Genomic DNA, 16,249 nt, shown 5'->3' on the forward strand with positions numbered 1-16,249 from the left:
CATGACTGTCTACGGATTTCACGCCTCGCACGAACAGGTCCCGCCCGCGGATCTGCTCGACGCCGTGGTGCACGCCGAACGCGCGGGCTTCACCGCCGCCATGTGCTCGGACCACTTCTCACCATGGAGCGTCCGCCAGGGTGAGTCCGGATTCGCCTGGTCGTGGCTCGGCGCCGCCCTCCAGGCCACCGACCAGGTGCCGTTCGGCGTGGTGAACGCGCCCGGCCAGCGCTATCACCCCGCGATCGTCGCGCAGGCGGTCGCCAGTCTCGCGGCCATGTATCCGGGCAGGTTCTGGGTGGCGCTCGGCAGCGGCGAGGCCTCCAACGAGCACATCACGGGAGCGGGTTGGCCCCGCAAGGACGTCCGCACAGCACGGCTGCGCGAGTGCGTCGACGTCATCCGAGCACTGCTGAGGGGGGAGGAGGTCAGCCACGACGGACTCGTGACCGTGGACCGAGCTCGGCTGTGGACGCTGCCGTCCGACGTACCGCCGCTGATCGGAGCCGCGTGCAGCACGGCGACCGCGGCCTGGTGCGCCGAGTGGGCGGACGGTCTGATCACGGTCAACGCTCCACGCGCGCGGCTGCGCGAGATCGTGGACGCGTACCGTGACGCCGGCGGCCGTGGGCCGCTGTACCTCCAGGCGCACCTGAGCTGGGCGCCCGGCGAGGACGAGGCCCGTGCGCTGGCGTACGACCAGTGGCGCACCAACGTGCATGCGCCTCCGGCCAGTTGGGACCTCGACTCCGCGGAACTGTTCGACATCGTCAGTGAACACGTCACCACCGAGCAGGTGGCGCACTCGGTCAACATCTCGTCCGACCTGGGACAGCACACCGCATGGCTGCAGGAGTACGCCGACCTCGGCTTCGACGCGGTGATGCTGCATCACGTGGGCCGCGAACAGGGCCCGTTCATCGATGCCTTCGGGGCCGAGGTACTGCCGCGACTCGACGTCAGCCGCCCGCTTCCCGCCACGGTGAAGGAGTACCGATGCGTCTGACCCGTACGTCGGACCTGTGGTGGAAGAACGCGGTGATGTACTGCCTGGACGTCGAGACGTACCAGGACGGCAACGGCGACGGGATCGGCGACTTCGCGGGCCTCACACAGCGCATCGACCATCTGGACCGTCTCGGCGTGACCTGCGTGTGGCTGATGCCCTTCTATCCGACGCGAGAGCGCGACGACGGTTACGACATCACGGACTTCTACGGTGTCGACCCCCGCCTGGGCACTCTCGGTGAGTTCACCGAGTTCGTCCGCACCGCCCGGGACCGCGGCATCCGTGTGATCGCCGACCTCGTCGTCAATCACACCTCCGAGGACCACCCTTGGTTCCAGGACGCGCGATCCGGCCGGGACTCCGCCCACTGCGACTGGTACGTCTGGGCGGACGAGCCCCCCAAGGGCGGTCCCAAGGGTGTCGTCTTTCCCGATGCGGAGGACAGCCTGTGGGAGTACGACAAGGGAAGCGGCCAGTACTACCTGCACCGCTTCTACAAGCAGCAGCCCGACCTCAACGTCGCCAACCCCGAGGTCCGCGACGAGATAGCCCGCGTCATGGGGTTCTGGACACAGCTCGGGTTGTCCGGTTTCCGGGTCGACGCCGTGCCCTTCCTGCTGGAGACGGACGGGCAGGCCGACGCCGGCTCGCTGCCGGACCCGCACGAGTACCTCGCCGACCTGCGCGCCTTTCTCGGCCGTCGCAACGGCGAGGCAGTGCTGCTCGGCGAGGTCAATCTGCCCTACGACGACACCGCCCGCTTCTTCGGCGAACCCGCCGCGGGCCGCGGCGACGAGCTCACCATGTGCTTCGACTTCATCGCGATGCAGCAGATGTACCTGTCGATGGCACGCGAGGACGCCGGGCCACTGGCCGCCGCGTTACGGGACCGCCCCACCGCTCCGCGCGACGCCCACTGGGCCACGTTCGTGCGCAACCACGACGAGCTCACCCTGGACAAGCTGAGTGAAGCCGAACGGGCCGAGGTGTTCGCGGCCTTCGGCCCGGACACGAACATGCAGCTGTACGACCGGGGGCTGCGCCGCAGGCTGCCGCCCATGGTCGAGGGCGACCGGCGCCGCGTCGAACTCGCCTACAGCCTGCTGTTCACCCTGCCCGGTACCCCCGTGCTCTTCTACGGCGAGGAGCTCGGCATGGGAGAGAACCTGGCCGCCGAGGGACGCCAGGCCGTACGGACACCCATGCAATGGACCCCGGAGGCGGGCGCCGGCTTCTCCCCTGCCGGTCCGGACGCCTTTCCCAACCCACTGGCGGACGGCGCGTTCGGACCCCAGAAGGTCAATGTGTACGAACAGAGTCGTGACCCGGCCTCGATGTTGAGCCGCATGCGACTGCTCATCGAGCGCTACCGGGAGGCTCCCGAACTGGCCTGGGGCGACTTCCGCCTCCTGGACACCGGGGAGCGAGCGGTCCTGGCGCACATCGCCTGCACCACCGACGGGACCGACGGGACTGTCCTGGCGATGCACAACTTCGCCGGCGGGCCCGTCACCGTGCGGCTGCGGCTGCCCGAGGCCGGGCCTGGCGGGAGGCTCATGGATCTGCTCGACGAAGGGCACGCCGGTCTCACGGTGCCCGACGACGGCATGCTCCGCGTCGAACTGCCCGCCTACGGGTACCGGTGGCTGCGCGTCGGCACCCCGGCGGACGACCCTGTAAGGGTTGCCTCCGGCTGACACCGTGTCCGCCGGGCATGCCTCCGAGTGCGGCACTCCTGCGGGGAAGCCCTGAGCTGGGAGAACGCTGGTTGCGGGGTGAGCGTCTTCTACAAGGGTCCGGCCGACCGTGTTCGGAGCCAGCTGGTGAGGGCTACGGAGGTAGCGGTGCCGACGTAGGCATAGAGATTCACACGCGTCAGTCACGGCCAACGAAAGTTCCACTGCCGAGGGCTTCTTTGGGCCGCGGCCCGCGAATTATGTGACGACCGTAGACGCAGTGTGCCGCGGGGGCTGCCCTTGCCCCATGTCGCAGATCCAGTCCTGCGAACTCCTTGTGGAGATCACCCTCCGCGGGTCACCACCGGCCCGCCTGCGCGACGCGTGGCCGGCTGAGGCCGGGTGCGTCACGCAGGGAGCCGGGAGCGCTTGTCCTTCAGCGGCGCCGACGGGCCGCTGAAGGCAGGCGGGGCGTGTCGTCTACCAGGTGAAGGTGGCGGTGGTGCGGGCCGGGAGTGTGTAGACGTAGGACTGGCTGCCCCAGTTCACCCGGATGGACTGGGTACTGGTGCCGCCGTTGTGGGCGATCAAAGCCTTGGATCCGTCAGGGTTGCGCCAGGCGACGTTCTGCACCGTGCTGTTGGCGGTGGAGGCGATGCGGTACGCACCGGGCTTGACGAACTTGGTGAGGTGGCCGGTGGTGTAGTACTCGACCGTGTAGTCGACCTGTCCGGCCCGTGAGCCGCCTTCCTGCACGGTGATCAGTCCGGTGCAGGTGCCACAACCGCCGTTGTGCGGCCCCATGTTCTGGTTCAGCGCCAGGCTCCACTTGACCACGCTGCTGCTCCAGTTGCGGGCGTAGTTGACGATGTCGGCGAGGTCCTCGTTGTGCTGGTTGGTGATCCAGGTGCCGCCCGAGTGCTCGGTGCTGAACTGCTTGACCGTCGGGTACTGGTTGTGGACCTGGGTGCCGACCGCCGGGTCACCGAAGTAGCCGTGCCAGGCGATCCCGCCGAACAGCGGGTCGTTGCGGACACCGGCGTCGGCGAGGATCGCCGAACCGAAGTTGGCGTAGTCACCGTAGTTCCAGTCGTGCACAAGGACCTTCGTGGTGGTGATGCCGGCGGCGCGGAGGGCCGGGTAGAGGTGATTCTTGGTGAACTCCACGAGCCCCGAGGGGTTCCAGCTCATGCCCGGGTAGTTCATCGCCGTCGGGTTGCTCGCCTGGCAGCAGTTGGGCTCGTTCTGCACCGAGAGGTAGTTGATAGGGACACCCGCGGCCTGGTAGCTCTGGATGTACTTGACCAGGTACTGGGCGTACATGGGGTAGTACTCCCACTTCAGCCAGCCCATCTGGTCCATGCGCCCGTTGTCCTTCATCCACGCCGGCGAGCTCCACGGCACGGCCTTGACCCGAAGTGCCGGGTTGAGCTGCTTGGCCTGCGTGGTCAGGAGGCGGACGTTGGTGTCGTATCCGTTGGCGCCGAAGTCGTTGAGGTTGCAGCAGGTGTCGTCGAGCGAGACATTGCCCGGCCGGGACAGGTCGGAGGCTCCGATGGGGTTGCGGACGAAGGACAGCCCGATGCCCGCGGTCGGCGAGAAGAGCTTCTGCATGACGGTGTCGCGGGTGGCGGCGGTGATCGGGCCGCCACGCAGCAGGTAGGCGGTGGTGTCCGTGATCGAGGCACCGGCGCCCTCGAACTGCTGGTACGTGGTGTTCTCATCGACGGTGATTGTGTGCTGGGCCGTTCCGCCCGCGGGGCCGAAACGCAGCGCTGTCTGCTGCGCCAGACCACGCGTCACGTTCCGTCCGGCGGAGTCGGATGTGGTGGTCAGCCAGACGTTGACGGGCTCGTTCACCGCCTGAGCGGTGCCGCCGGTCGCGGCGAGCGTCGCCGCCGCGACAACACCGGCCAGAAGGAAGCGAGTTGCCCGAGACAGGGAGGACCGGGGATGGGATCGTGTCATGCTGTCGCCCTTCGCAATGGTGGGGGCAGTGCAAGGCATTCAGATCCATGACCAGAAGGCCAGTGTGTGACCAATCGTCGCAAAAACTAAAGGTCTGAACCAGACACGTCAAGACTGCACACAAACCCCCGGCAGCCGCAGGGCCCCGAGGTCACGCACCTGGCCCCGGGTCCGGCTTGACGGCGTCGGTGATTCCCGCCCGGGCCGCTTCGAGCTGAGCGGCGAAGGCGATGCCGAGGAACAGCGTCACGCCGGTGAGGTTGGCCCACAGCAAGAGTGCGACGAAGGCCGTCAGCGGTCCGTACACCGTGCCGAACGATCCGCTCTCGGCGACGTACAGCGACAACAGCCACGTGGCCGTGACCCACAGCACCAGATGGACCGCCGAGCCGAACGCCAGCCACGTGTATCCCGGTTGGTCCCTGCGCGGAGCCCAGCGGAAGATCACCGCCGAGGCGACCCAGGCGAGGGCGACACCCAGCGGCACCTGGAGGACACCCCACCAGTCGAGCCGCTCCCGGGGCCGGCCGAAGGTCTCCCCCACCGCGTCCCCGACGGCATCCCCCGCGACGAGCACCAGGAACCCGAGAACCATCGGCATACCCGCGGCCAGGGCGAGGAGCAGGGCCCGCCCGTACTTGGCGAGGAAGGGCCGGTCGCGTTCGATGCCGTAGATGCGGTTGGCGCCTCGCTCGACCTGCGCCATCGCCGAGGCGAGGTTGAGTACGGCGAAGGCCAGTCCCAGCCACATGGCGACGGCGCTCCAGGCTCCGGAACCGGCGCTGCGTTCGGTGCCGTCCAGAGCTTCCGCGACCAGCCGCGAGCTGGCACCCGGCACGATGTGCCCGAGGGTGAGTTCGATGATCCGTCCCACGCTCTCCGTATGCACCGTGGTCGCCACACCGACGAGCGCGATGGTGAACGGCACCATGCCCAGGACGACTTGGAACGCGAGTGAACGGGAGCTGGTGAATCCGTCGGCATAGCGGAACCGGGCGAAGGCGTCGAGAAGCAGCCGGCGGCCTCCGTAGTGCCGCAGCGCGGTGAGCGCCTCGTCTCCGGAGAGTTCGTCCCCGATCATGTCCCGCGTCTGCGGCACGTGCACAGCGGTCCCCATGGCGAACGTGTCCCCTCCGGTCGTACGTTTCAGCGGTCCTCGGCGGCCAGATACTCCCGCCTACCCGGGCGCGACCGGGCGGTACCGCACGTTCACCGCGGCCGAGCGGTTTTGCGCCGGACCACCTGTCCCGCCTCGGCGACGCGTCAGTGGCCGCGGAGCAGGTCTTCGGTGTAGGCGGCCAGGCGTGCGGCGTCGTCTGGGTTGAGTGTCTTCAGGGTCTTGTCCACCGGCTTGCCCCGGTCGATCGCGGAGAGCGGGTCCGTGGGCGGTCGGTCGATCCACCGGACGATCGGTCGAACCGCGTCGGCCACCGGGCGGGCGAAGAACTTCGCGAGCAGTTCGACCGATCCGCGGACCAGCGGATTCTGCAGGCTGCCGGTCCCGCTGCGGGTGAATCCGGGGTGGTAGAGGACATAACGCGCCTTGCTCCCCGCCTGGTTGGCGAACGCGACGCCGAGCAGGTCGTTCGCCCGGCCGGCCTGGAGCTGGGCGCGTACCTGGCCGTAGCGGCGCGTCAGCTGGGGGTCCTCCCAGAGGATGCGGCCGGAGGTGGTTCCGACGCCGGCCACGTTGATGATCACGGGGTCGGCTCCCGCGTCCAACAGGGGGCGCAGCCGGTGGCTGAGCAGATAGCGGCTCAAGTAATAGAGAGCGAACGTGAACTCAAGTCCGTCCGCGGTCTCCTTGCGCTTCGGGCTCACCCGGTTCGCGAACAACGCCAGCGCGTCGACGCTGTCGTGCTCCTCGGCGATGCGGGCGACGACCCGTTCGGTCTCGGCGACCGAGGACAAGTCCGCCTGCAGGAAACGCAGGTTCGGGTTCGCGGCAAGGTCAAGCAGTGCACGGCCCTTGGCCTCGCTGCTGCCGATCACGGTGACGTGATCACCTGTGGCCAGCCGTGCCAGGGCGGTCGCACTGCCCATGCCGTCGGTACCGCCGCTGATGATCACGGTCTTCGGTGGTTGGCCAGGCACGGTGTCCTCCATAGGCTCGGCATCGGCCGGTCCATCGTGGGCCGCGGGGTCGGATGCTGAAAGAAGGCACTTTTATGTCCGGTACGCACACCCGTGTTCCCTCGGTGCTCGCTCACGAACTGCCGCGCCCGATACCGGAGGACGAACTGGCGGCATGCCCGGTCGGGCACGTGTTCCAGCGGCTGGGCGACAAGTGGAGCATGCTGCTGGTGATTCTCCTGGGCGGCCGCCCCCATCGGTACAACGAACTGCACCGTGCCATCGAGGGCATCAGCCAGCGCATGCTGACCCGCACGCTGCGCGCTCTGGAAACCGACGGGTTGGTGCGGCGCGAGGTGCACCCGACCGTGCCGCCGGGCGTCGAGTACAGCCTGACCCCACTCGGACACACACTCCTCGAACCGCTCTCGGCCCTGGCCGACTGGGCGGTGCTTCACGAGAAGGAGATGAACGACGCCCGGTCCGGCCGTGTGGGTGGCTGAGACGGCCCCGGGAACGTGAAGCAAACAGGTGAAGCACACGTTCCGTACGGCAGCTACGCGTTGCGGTTGTCGGGCAGCGCGGGGGCAAGCCGCAAATCATCCCGGTCGAGCACCAGCCGTACTCTTGACCGCAGATGGTACAGACCAATAGCTTCCGGGCATGCGTCGAAGACTCCTCAGCAGGCTGGCACTCGCCGCCTGCGCCGTGTCCCTTCCTGTCACTCTCCTCGCCACGGGCCCCGCGTCCGCCGATGGCCCCCACACTGCGAAGTCCCCCGCCTACAAAAGCGTCGGCTACTTCACCCAATGGGGTGTCTACGGCCGCGACTTCCAGGTCGCCGACCTGGAGACGAGCGGAGCGGCAGCCAGCCTCACCCACATCAACTACGCCTTCGGCAACGTCAGTTCGGACGGCAAGTGCTTCACGGGGAACATCCCCGGGGAGGCCGACGCCTGGGCGGACTACGTGCGCCCGCTGGACGCGGAGAACTCCGTGGACGGCGTCGCCGACAGCGACACACAGCCGTTGGCGGGCAACTTCAACCAGCTGCGCGAGCTGAAGGCGAAGAACCCGGGCCTGAAGGTGCTGATCTCCCTCGGCGGCTGGAGCTGGTCGACCCACTTCTCCGACGCGGCCCGCACCGCCGCCTCCCGCAAGGCGTTCGTGGCCTCGTGCCTCGACCTGTACATCAAGGGCAACCTTCCCGTCGACGGAGCACGTGGCGGCCAGGGCGCCGCGGCCGGCCTCTTCGACGGTGTGGACCTGGACTGGGAGTGGCCGGGATCCGCAGGGGACACCGACACGGTCTACCGCCCCGAGGACAAGCAGAACTTCACCGCGCTCGTGCACGAGTTCCGGCGGCAGCTCGACGCGTACGCGACCACCCAGAAAAAGGGCAAGCACTACGAGCTGACGGCGTTCGTGCCGACCGCCCCCGAGAAGATCGACGCGGGCTTCGACGTACCGCGCATCACTCGGGATCTGGATTTCGTCAACCTTCAGGGCTACGACTTCCATGTCTCCGGTGAGGCGACCACGAACCAGCAGTCCGCGCTGTACGCCAAGAACGACTTCAGCGTCGACCAGACTGTCGACGCCTGGCTCGAACGGGGCGCACCGGCGCGCAAGTTGGTTGTCGGCATGCCCTTCTACGGGCAGGGCTGGACCGGCGTGACCGGGGGTGGCGACGGCCTGAACCAGCCCGCGACGGCCCCCGCGCCGGCGACCTGGCAGGCAGGGTACGAGGACTACAAGGCGCTCAAGAAGCTTGCGGACTCCGGCACTTACACCGTTTACCGCGATCGCAGAAACGGCCACGCCTGGCTCTTCGACGGCACCACCCTGTGGACGTACGACGATCCGCAGGTCCTCACCGCGAAGACCGACTACATCCGTCGGCATCGGCTGGGCGGGGCGATGATCTGGTCGCTCGACGGAGACACCGCCGACGGTGAGTTGATCCACGCCGTGGACAAGGGGCTCACCCAGCGCTGAGCTGCGTTCTTCCGCACGACGCGCTCCTCTCCGGGCTCCGAGGGTGAGGCGGTGGCCACCCCACCGCCTCACCCTCTCGTCGTGTCAGGTGGGATCTGTTGGGTGCCAGGGGCCCGGGCGCGGCCTGAAGTCCCAAAAGACTTTTGAAACTGGTGATTGCTGTTCTGTTTCGTGGGTTTCTGGGGCAGGATGACGCGCACACGCCCCCTAGCGTGTCCATGCCAGGACAAGGAGCCGCAACCTTGATCACCTCGCAGCGCAGTACTCCGAGCAGATCCCGCCCTTTCGCCGGACTGCTGATGCTCGCCGTTCTCTCCGCCTGCCTCGGCCTGATCGGGGCGCCGACCGCCACCGGAGCAACGGTGAGCGCGGCCAGGTCCACCACGGTGGACGTCACGGACTTCGGTGCCGATCCCCGCGGACGCACCGACTCGGCACCCGCGGTGAAGGCTGCGCTCCGGCACGCCAAGACCGTGAAGGGGCCGGTCAGGATCGTGTTCCCGCGCGGTACCTACCAGCTGTACCCCGAGAGCGCCGAGGTGCGCGAACTGTACGTGTCGAACACGGTCGGCGCCGATCAGCGCTACCGCGACAAGTCGATCGGGCTGCTCATCGAGGACATGCGCGATGTGGTGGTGGACGGCCGCGGATCGACCCTGCTGTTCCACGGGCTGCAGACGGCGTTCGCCAGTATCCGCTCGCACAACGTGACCTTCACCGGCTTCACCTTCGACTATGTCGCGCCGAAGGTCGTCGACGCCACGGTCAGTGCGGCAGGGGTGGAGAACGGGCGCGCCTACCGGATCCTGAGCGTGCCGGCCGACAGCCCGTACACGGTGGCGGACAACAAGGTGACCTGGCTCGGCGAGACCAGCCCGGTGACCGGACAGCCGTACTGGTCCGGCGTGAACGGTCTGGAGTACACCCAGATCAAGGACCCGACGGCGCAGCGATCCTGGCGCGGTGACAACCCGCTGTTCAGCGGTGTGGCGTCGATGACCGACCTGGGCGGTCAGCGCATCCGCATCGACTACACGAGCTCCGCGACCCCCTCGGATCAGAGGCTGGTGTACCAGATGCGGCAGATCGAGCGGGAGCAGCCCGGAGCGTTCATCTGGGAGTCCTCCGACGTCACGGTCCGCAATCTGGTGGCCCGGGAGCTGCAGACCTTCGGTCTGGTCGGGCAGTTCAGCGAGAACATCACCATCGACCGGGTCGACTTCTCACCGGATCCGGACTCCGGGCGCGCCACCGCCGGGTTCGCCGACTTCATCCAGATGTCCGGGGTCAAGGGCAGGGTGTCGATCACCAACTGCGTCTTCGACGGCCCGCACGACGACCCGATCAACATCCACGGCACCTATCTGCAGGTCGCGGCGCAGCCCTCGGCGAACAGCCTGACGGTGAGCTACAAGCATCCGCAGACCGCGGGATTCCCTCAGTTCTACGTCGGTGACAAGGTCCAGTTGGTCGACAGCGCGACCATGCGGCCGGTTCCCGGCGGTACGGCGAAGGTGACCGCCGTCGACGGGCCGAGCGGGCAGGACCACGACACCTCACTGACCGACATGACGATCACTCTGGACCGGCCGGTGCCCGCCGGCGTCAAGATCGGCGGCACGGACGTGGAGAACCTGACGTACACGCCGAGCGTGCGGATCGCCGGCAACGTCTTCCGCAATGTGCCCACGCGCGGGATCCTCGTGACCACACCCAAGCCCGTCGTGATCGAGAACAACCGCTTCGAGCGCACGACGATGGCGGCGATCTACATCTCCGCCGACGCCTACCAGTGGTACGAGTCGGGAGCCGTCTCGGACGTCCTCATCCGCCGCAACACCTTTGTGAGTTCGACCGGCCCGGTCATCTTCGTCGAGCCGACCAACCAGGTGCTCAAGGCCGCGGATCCGGTGCACCACGGCATCCGGATCGAGCGGAACACGTTCGAGGTCGGCGATGTCACCGTGGTGGACGCCAAGAGTGTGGGCGGGCTGTCCTTCACGGACAACGTGATCAGGCGGGCCGCGGGCGCGACGGCTCCGTACTCCTCCCGGCTGTACGTCTTCCGGGGTTCGGACGACGTACTCATCGAGGGCAACCGGTACGCCGGCGGGCTCAACGCCCGTGCCGATACGGAGTCCATGGACGCCTCGTCGGTGACCGTGCGCTCGGACGCGGCGCGGATCAACGCGGACAACGTGCTGCCGGTTGGCGGCAACTAGGCCCTGTCGTCACATTCCCGTCTGCCTCGCGACGCCATGCACGCCCTCTCGCCGCACCGGGCGCAGACCCAAGTACGTCCCGTACGAGGGTCCACGCCCGGCACACCGAGAGCACGCACCTGACGCCGCGAGGCCACCCTCCGGGCGACGACGGGAATGCGACGACAGGACCTAGCGCGGCAGGCTCGGCGAGGGACGACGGTGTGACAAGGGTCCGCGGAGCTCGATGTCGATCGGACCCGGCAGCTCCTGCTCACCTTCGTCCCTCGCCGACCCCGCCATGGCGGCCGGACAGCGTTCCGACCGGGCACGCGTCGGGGCCTCCGGCTCGTGCCCCCGAAGCACGGCATGCCCACCCCAACGTCGTACCAAGATGCCTCAACCTCCTGAAACCGGAGGGCGGGTCGCGACGGTGCACGGCGAGCCCTTCCATTCGTACGAGCGCCGCTGCCCGTCGCGTCGCGACAGTGCCGGACGAGTGTGTGAGGCACGCAGTCCCTGCACAGCCCGTGCCCCGCTGCTTTCCGGGGAGGCGAGCGCGGAGCTCCCATCGACCGAGAGCGAGGGCACTCCCCCTCCGGTCGACTTGAAGGCTTGAAGCCATCACGGCGCGCAGGCGTACTAATGCCGACGAGAAGCATTGACAATGCCATGTCATGTGACTTCACTCCCGAGACAGAGCGCCGGAACCGGTTCCGGTACCGGTTCCGCTCCCCCCCACTCCCCAAGGAGAGTGCCGTGTTAGCAGATTCCCCACGCCCACCCACAGCGCGAGTTCGCAAACGACCTGGCTGGACGGCCGTGTTGGCGGCGTTCGCGCTGGTGGTCACCGCGCTGTACGCGGCTGCGACGCAGGCCACCGCCGACCGCTCGACCACCACAGGGGCCGAAGTCGTCCGCGTGGCGGAGTTCCTGGCCGAGTGTCCCTACAGCCACCGCCTCCCCGACGACCCGATCGTCGCCCCCGGACTGCCCGGCGCCTCCCACATGCACAGCTTCTTCGGCAGCCGGGTGACCAACGCCAACACCACGGTGACGAATCTGCTGGGTTCGGCCAGCACCTGCAACCCGACCGTGGACACCTCGGCCTACTGGGTGCCGACCCTGTACCGCAACGACCAGCCGGTCGAGCCCACCGGCACCACCTTCTACTACCTCGGTGAAGGCGTGCGCGACGACATCATCCAGCGCACCCAGCCCCTCCCCCAGGGCCTCAGGATCGTCGCCGGCAACGCGAAGGCGACGAGTGCGACCGACCCCTCGTCCGTCGCCCGCTGGTCGTGCCTGTGGCACGGCGAGGTCAATCCCTCCAAGGACTTCGTGACCTGCCCGGCCGACTCGTACCTGGAGTCCTACCTCGACTTCCCGCAGTGCTGGAACGGCAGGGACCTGGACTCCGCCGACCACAAGAGCCACATGGCCTATCCGGTGAACGGCGCGTGCCCCGCGACCCACCCCGTGCCCGTGCCGAAGCTGCGCCAGGTACTGCGCTACCCCGTCACCGGCGCGACAGCGGGACTACGTCTGGCTTCCGGTGCCGGCTACACGATGCATGCCGACTTCTTCAACGCCTGGCCGGCAGCGGAGATGGCACGCAGGACCACGAACTGCATCAACGCCATCGTCAAGTGCGGTGCTGACGGCAACCCCTCCTGAGCAGCGCGACCAACCTGCCCCACACACGCGGGACATGGCACGCACCACGGCCCCGAGACAGGAGATGGTCATGGCCAAACCCGCACCGCCAACGGACCGTGGGGGCCGGGCACAGCTCGTCGTGACGCTGCTGTGTGTCCTGTTGATCATGTCCGGGTGTGCCGGCTCCCAGCAACGGGCCGGCACACCCTCCGGAACAACCGTCACCACCAGCTCCCCAGCGGGCGATTCCGGAGCCACGAGCACGTTCAGCACGACGGACATCGCCTGGCTCCAGTTGTTGATCGCCATGGACGACCAGACCCGGTCCATCCTCGAACTCGTGCCGCGCCATGGCGGTGAACCCGCACTCAAGACCTGGGCCGCCGGTGTGGCCCGTGACAACCGCAGCCACCTGGCAGCCCTGCGCGAGCTCCTCGCCGCGACCGGCGTACCGGACACCAACCCGCACGAGGGCCATGACATGCCGGGGATGGTCAACGCCGAGGAGCTGAGGGCACTCAACAACACGAGAGGTGCGCAGTTCGACGGACTCCTGCGCTCCGCGCTGCGCGAACACCTCACCCACGCCGAGCAGTTGTCGATCGACCTGCGGAAGAACGGGTCCGACCCGACGGTGAGGAAACTCGCGGCCACCGTCAAGGGATCCGCCGCGGCACACCGGGAGGGTATGCCGATCTGAATGGTTCAGGCGGTCTGGTGGGGTCGCCCGGCATCCACCGGAGTGCGGGCGGCCGCGCGCAGCTTGCGGCCGCGTCGGGTCAGTCCCCAGGGCTTGAGCACCGAGATCACTGTCATGAAGATATACGCGGACAGGGAGACGACGGGCCCGAACAGGACGTCGCCGGCGTCGGGCAGCGGTCCGCCCGCGGCGACGGCGGCAACGGCGTGGTTCACCCCTGGGCGCAGCGCGAAGACAGTGGCGGTGATCGTGGCCATGGTCAGCCAGAACTTCGTGAAGACCCATCGGTGCCTCGCCAACCCCCACGGGGTGCCCAGGGACAGCACCAGCCCGCTGAGGAACGTGAGCAACGCGACGGGGAGCAGGAGCCAGTCGGCGAAGAGCTTCATGGCCCGGACGGAGGCCTCCACGGTCACCGCGGAGCCGGTGGTGGCCGCGGTGATCCCGAGGGCGAGCAGCCCGAGCGTGAGCCCGAGCCAGCTTGCGGAGGCGGCTACATGGACGACCAGGTTGGCCCGGCGTGCGGGGCGGCTTAGTTTCACCTGACCCACGGTGCCGGGCGGAGTCCCGGAGGACGTCTGACAGCGGGAGTAACCCCGCGTACCAGCCTCGGCGTACAGGCGGGCGGGCGAAACACACGCCGACCGCTTCTGGCCGTCCTCCGGAGGGCCCGACCGTCCGGGTTCGTACGGCCCTGATATCAACTACGCGGCTGCAGGTACTCGAAGACGGAGCCGTCCGGGTGGCGCGCCACGATCCGCGTACCGTTGGGAACTTCACTCTGTTCTTCCAGCAGCTCGGCCCCCGCTTTGTCCAAGGTTTCGAGCACGAGGTCCAGGGAGTCGACGAGGACGGTCGCCGTCTGCGAGACGTGCGTGTCCAGTGGGCCCGAATACAACAGGAACGGCCCTACCAAGGCCAACTCCAGCTCCTGGTAGGGGAATCGCCGTACTTCGACGTCCCCTGCCAGTTCGCGGTAGAAGGGAATGGCGGCATCAAGGTTCTCGACTTCGACGTCCGCGATCATCGCTCGGATATTGCTGCTCATGTTGGTCTTCCTTGAGTGGTTTCCTGGTTTTACCTGGGTGACTGCGATTTCACCGACTTCGATGTCACGCCTGGGCGATGGTGGGGTAATCGGTGTAGCCCTCGGTACGACCGGCGTAGTACGTGGCCCGGTCGCTCTCGGCCAATGGGTGGCCCTGGGCGAACCGCTCGACCAGGTCGGGGTTGCCGATGAAGGGGGCGCCGAAGGACACCGCGTCGGCCACCCCGCACTCGATGATCTCGTTGCCGGTGTCCTGGGTGAAGCCGAGGTTGGCGACGAGGCCGCCCCGGTACTGGGCGCGGTACCGGGCGAAGGGGGCGATGCGCTCCTCGGTGGTGCCGGTCACCGCGTCGGGGCGGCCCAGGAGATGGAGGTAGGCCAGGTCGCTGTCGCCGAGCTGCTTGATCACCTGGTCGTAGTCGGTGAGCGTCTGCTCGTCCGCGGTGAAGGATCCGCCTGTCCAGTACGGGGAGAGCTTGACGCCGATGCGGTCGCTGCCCCACACCTCGCTGACGGCGTCGACGACGTCGAGGAGGAACCGGGCACGCTTCTCGGTGCTGCCTCCGTAGGCGTCGGTGCGCTGGTTGAGGTGCGGGTTGAGGAACTGGGGGATCAGATGTGAGCCCTGTGCGTGGATCTCCAGTCCGTCGAACCCGGCGCGGCGGGCGTTGGCGGCGGCCTGCCGGTAACCGGCGATGGTCTCGGCGATCTCGGCGGCGGTGAACGCACGCGGCGTGACGGTGTCCTTCGGCCCGGCCGCGGTGAAGGATTTCTCGCCGGGGTTGACGGCCGACGGCCCCGCCGGCAGACGGCCGCCGAGGTGGTCGGGGTGGGAGACCGAGCCGACGTGACCGAGCTGGGAGACCATCCGCCCGCCCGCCTCGTGCACGGCTTCGGTGACCTTCCTCCAGCCGACGGTCTGGGCATCGCTGTAGATGCCGGGCACGTTGATGTAGCCGATCGCCTCGTCGTTGACCCAAGTCCCCTCGGAGATGATCAGACCGGCGCCGGCCCGCTGGGCGTAGTAGGTCGCCTGCAGTTCGGTGGGGGCCAGATCCGTGTTGTGGGCGCGGGCACGGGTCATCGGGGCCATGACGACACGGTTGGGCAGTTCCAGCGCGCCCAGTCGGACGGGCTGCAGCAGGGGCTGGACGGTGGAGGTTCCTGACTGGCTGGTCATTAGAGGGGCTTCCTTGTTCGAGGGCCGGGGACATCCGGCTGTGAGTGATGGGTGGGCAGGGGGCTTGGTTCAGTCCTGCTTGAGGACATGGAGGCCGGAGAGCGGGCCGCCCAGTTGCATGAGGCGTCCGCCCTCACGCAACCCGCCGAGATCCACAGGGGCGAAGCCGAAACCGGCGGTGAGATCCCTGACCGTCGCCTTGGCGTCGGCGTCGTCACCGGCGAGGAACAGCACCTGGCGGCCCGCCTCGTGGTGCGGGTCGGCGGCGATGTACTGGCTGTAGAGGGTGTTGAACGCCTTCACCACGCGGGCACCGGGCAGCAGCGAGGCGACGTACTCGCTGCCCGTCAGGTCGCCCAGGTCGGCGATCTCGAAGTGCGGGGGCGGCGAGACGAACTGGTTGGTGGCGTCGATGACGATGCGCCCGTCGAAGGGCGGCAGGGCGACCACCGCGTCCGGCACCTGTGGCCAGCCGACGGCGAGTACGACGACCTCCGCCGCGGCGGCCTCTTCGGGGGTGCCCGCGCCGGCGAGCGGGCCGAGGTCTTCCGCGAGGCCGGTCAGCGAGGCGGGGCCGCGGCTGTTGCTCAGCACGATCTGATGACCGTGGCTGACGGCGTGCCGGGCGATGGCCTGGGCGACGGTTCCGGCGCCGAGCGTTCCGATCTTCATCACGAGGTGTCCTTCGTCGAGGTATTTGTGCGGGCCTGATGGGCAGGGCTGTTCCGCTCCCGCCG

13 protein-coding genes and 1 pseudogene are annotated in these 16,249 nt (G+C 68.2%); 7 read left to right on the plus strand and 7 right to left on the minus strand.

Annotated elements, in window-relative coordinates; translation table 11 throughout:
• Nucleotide 1 precedes the first annotated feature (1 nt).
• The gene (locus ACFWP7_RS24335) at nt 2-1,006 is read left to right on the plus strand and encodes a TIGR03885 family FMN-dependent LLM class oxidoreductase (RefSeq protein ID WP_384384546.1); all 1,005 of its coding nucleotides are present in this window, start codon (nt 2-4) and stop codon (nt 1,004-1,006) included.
• Complete coding sequence (locus tag ACFWP7_RS24340) at nt 997-2,706, plus strand: alpha-amylase family protein (protein WP_384384549.1); 1,710 nt, start codon at nt 997-999, stop codon at nt 2,704-2,706. Before ACFWP7_RS24335 ends, ACFWP7_RS24340 begins: the two co-directional genes overlap by 10 nt.
• Nucleotides 2,707-3,168: 462 nt before the next feature.
• Here ACFWP7_RS24340 and ACFWP7_RS24345 read toward each other — a convergent pair.
• The 3 genes and pseudogenes from ACFWP7_RS24345 to ACFWP7_RS24355 all read right to left on the minus strand — a co-directional run.
• A pseudogene (locus tag ACFWP7_RS24345) lies at nt 3,169-4,653 on the minus strand (glycoside hydrolase family 30 beta sandwich domain-containing protein); the annotation flags it as partial.
• Between the two features lie 151 nt (nt 4,654-4,804).
• Complete coding sequence (locus ACFWP7_RS24350; RefSeq protein WP_384384551.1) at nt 4,805-5,770, minus strand: YihY/virulence factor BrkB family protein; 966 nt, start codon at nt 5,768-5,770, stop codon at nt 4,805-4,807.
• 146 nt (nt 5,771-5,916) lie between these two features.
• Nucleotides 5,917-6,747 (minus strand): SDR family NAD(P)-dependent oxidoreductase, encoded by an 831-nt coding sequence (locus ACFWP7_RS24355; protein ID WP_384384554.1) that lies wholly within the window; start codon nt 6,745-6,747, stop codon nt 5,917-5,919.
• Nucleotides 6,748-6,821: 74 nt separating this feature from the next.
• Between ACFWP7_RS24355 and ACFWP7_RS24360 the strand changes: the two genes are divergently transcribed.
• The 5 genes from ACFWP7_RS24360 to ACFWP7_RS24380 all read left to right on the plus strand — a co-directional run bounded on the left by ACFWP7_RS24360 (nt 6,822) and on the right by ACFWP7_RS24380 (nt 13,284).
• Nucleotides 6,822-7,229 carry a winged helix-turn-helix transcriptional regulator gene (locus ACFWP7_RS24360; protein WP_384384557.1) on the plus strand — a complete coding sequence of 136 codons (408 nt, stop codon included), beginning with the start codon at nt 6,822-6,824 and terminating at the stop codon, nt 7,227-7,229.
• 160 nt (nt 7,230-7,389) lie between these two features.
• A complete protein-coding gene (locus ACFWP7_RS24365) occupies nt 7,390-8,724 on the plus strand; it encodes a glycoside hydrolase family 18 protein (protein WP_384384560.1) in 1,335 nt (444 codons plus the stop codon).
• Between the two features lie 242 nt (nt 8,725-8,966).
• Complete coding sequence (locus tag ACFWP7_RS24370; protein ID WP_384384563.1) at nt 8,967-10,946, plus strand: glycosyl hydrolase family 28-related protein; 1,980 nt, start codon at nt 8,967-8,969, stop codon at nt 10,944-10,946.
• An 801-nt stretch (nt 10,947-11,747) separates the two neighbouring features.
• Nucleotides 11,748-12,602 (plus strand): DUF1996 domain-containing protein, encoded by an 855-nt coding sequence (locus ACFWP7_RS24375; RefSeq protein WP_384384566.1) that lies wholly within the window; start codon nt 11,748-11,750, stop codon nt 12,600-12,602.
• Between the two features lie 70 nt (nt 12,603-12,672).
• A complete protein-coding gene (locus ACFWP7_RS24380) occupies nt 12,673-13,284 on the plus strand; it encodes a DUF305 domain-containing protein (RefSeq protein ID WP_384384569.1) in 612 nt (203 codons plus the stop codon).
• A 5-nt stretch (nt 13,285-13,289) separates the two neighbouring features.
• On the opposite strand, the gene ACFWP7_RS24385 is transcribed toward ACFWP7_RS24380, so the two are convergent.
• The 4 genes from ACFWP7_RS24385 to ACFWP7_RS24400 form a co-directional block, all read right to left on the minus strand.
• On the minus strand, nt 13,290-13,826 hold the full coding sequence (locus tag ACFWP7_RS24385) for a DUF2269 domain-containing protein (RefSeq protein WP_384384572.1): 537 nt from the start codon (nt 13,824-13,826) through the stop codon (nt 13,290-13,292).
• A gap of 158 nt (nt 13,827-13,984) precedes the next feature.
• Nucleotides 13,985-14,332, minus strand: a complete 348-nt coding sequence (locus ACFWP7_RS24390; RefSeq protein ID WP_384384575.1) for a VOC family protein — start codon at nt 14,330-14,332, stop codon at nt 13,985-13,987.
• Between the two features lie 64 nt (nt 14,333-14,396).
• Nucleotides 14,397-15,512, minus strand: coding sequence for an alkene reductase (locus ACFWP7_RS24395; protein ID WP_384384577.1), 1,116 nt, complete (start codon nt 15,510-15,512; stop codon nt 14,397-14,399).
• 69 nt (nt 15,513-15,581) lie between these two features.
• Complete coding sequence (locus ACFWP7_RS24400) at nt 15,582-16,184, minus strand: NADPH-dependent F420 reductase (protein WP_384384580.1); 603 nt, start codon at nt 16,182-16,184, stop codon at nt 15,582-15,584.
• Between the last annotated feature and the right edge of the window lie 65 nt (nt 16,185-16,249).

The organism is Streptomyces sp. NPDC058470 (assembly GCF_042721055.1).
Lineage (GTDB): Bacteria > Actinomycetota > Actinomycetes > Streptomycetales > Streptomycetaceae > Streptomyces.

Excerpts from the sequence above, each read along its gene's own strand:
- ACFWP7_RS24335 (WP_384384546.1), top strand. The coding sequence starts at position 2 with ATGACTGTCTACGGATTTCACGCCTCGCACGAACAGGTCCCGCCCGCG.
- ACFWP7_RS24340 (WP_384384549.1), top strand. The coding sequence starts at position 997 with ATGCGTCTGACCCGTACGTCGGACCTGTGGTGGAAGAACGCGGTGATG.
- ACFWP7_RS24350 (WP_384384551.1), bottom strand. The coding sequence starts at position 5,770 with ATGGGGACCGCTGTGCACGTGCCGCAGACGCGGGACATGATCGGGGAC.
- ACFWP7_RS24360 (WP_384384557.1), top strand. The coding sequence starts at position 6,822 with ATGTCCGGTACGCACACCCGTGTTCCCTCGGTGCTCGCTCACGAACTG.
- ACFWP7_RS24365 (WP_384384560.1), top strand. The coding sequence starts at position 7,390 with ATGCGTCGAAGACTCCTCAGCAGGCTGGCACTCGCCGCCTGCGCCGTG.
- ACFWP7_RS24380 (WP_384384569.1), top strand. The coding sequence starts at position 12,673 with ATGGCCAAACCCGCACCGCCAACGGACCGTGGGGGCCGGGCACAGCTC.
- ACFWP7_RS24390 (WP_384384575.1), bottom strand. The coding sequence starts at position 14,332 with ATGAGCAGCAATATCCGAGCGATGATCGCGGACGTCGAAGTCGAGAAC.
- ACFWP7_RS24395 (WP_384384577.1), bottom strand. The coding sequence starts at position 15,512 with ATGACCAGCCAGTCAGGAACCTCCACCGTCCAGCCCCTGCTGCAGCCC.
- ACFWP7_RS24400 (WP_384384580.1), bottom strand. The coding sequence starts at position 16,184 with ATGAAGATCGGAACGCTCGGCGCCGGAACCGTCGCCCAGGCCATCGCC.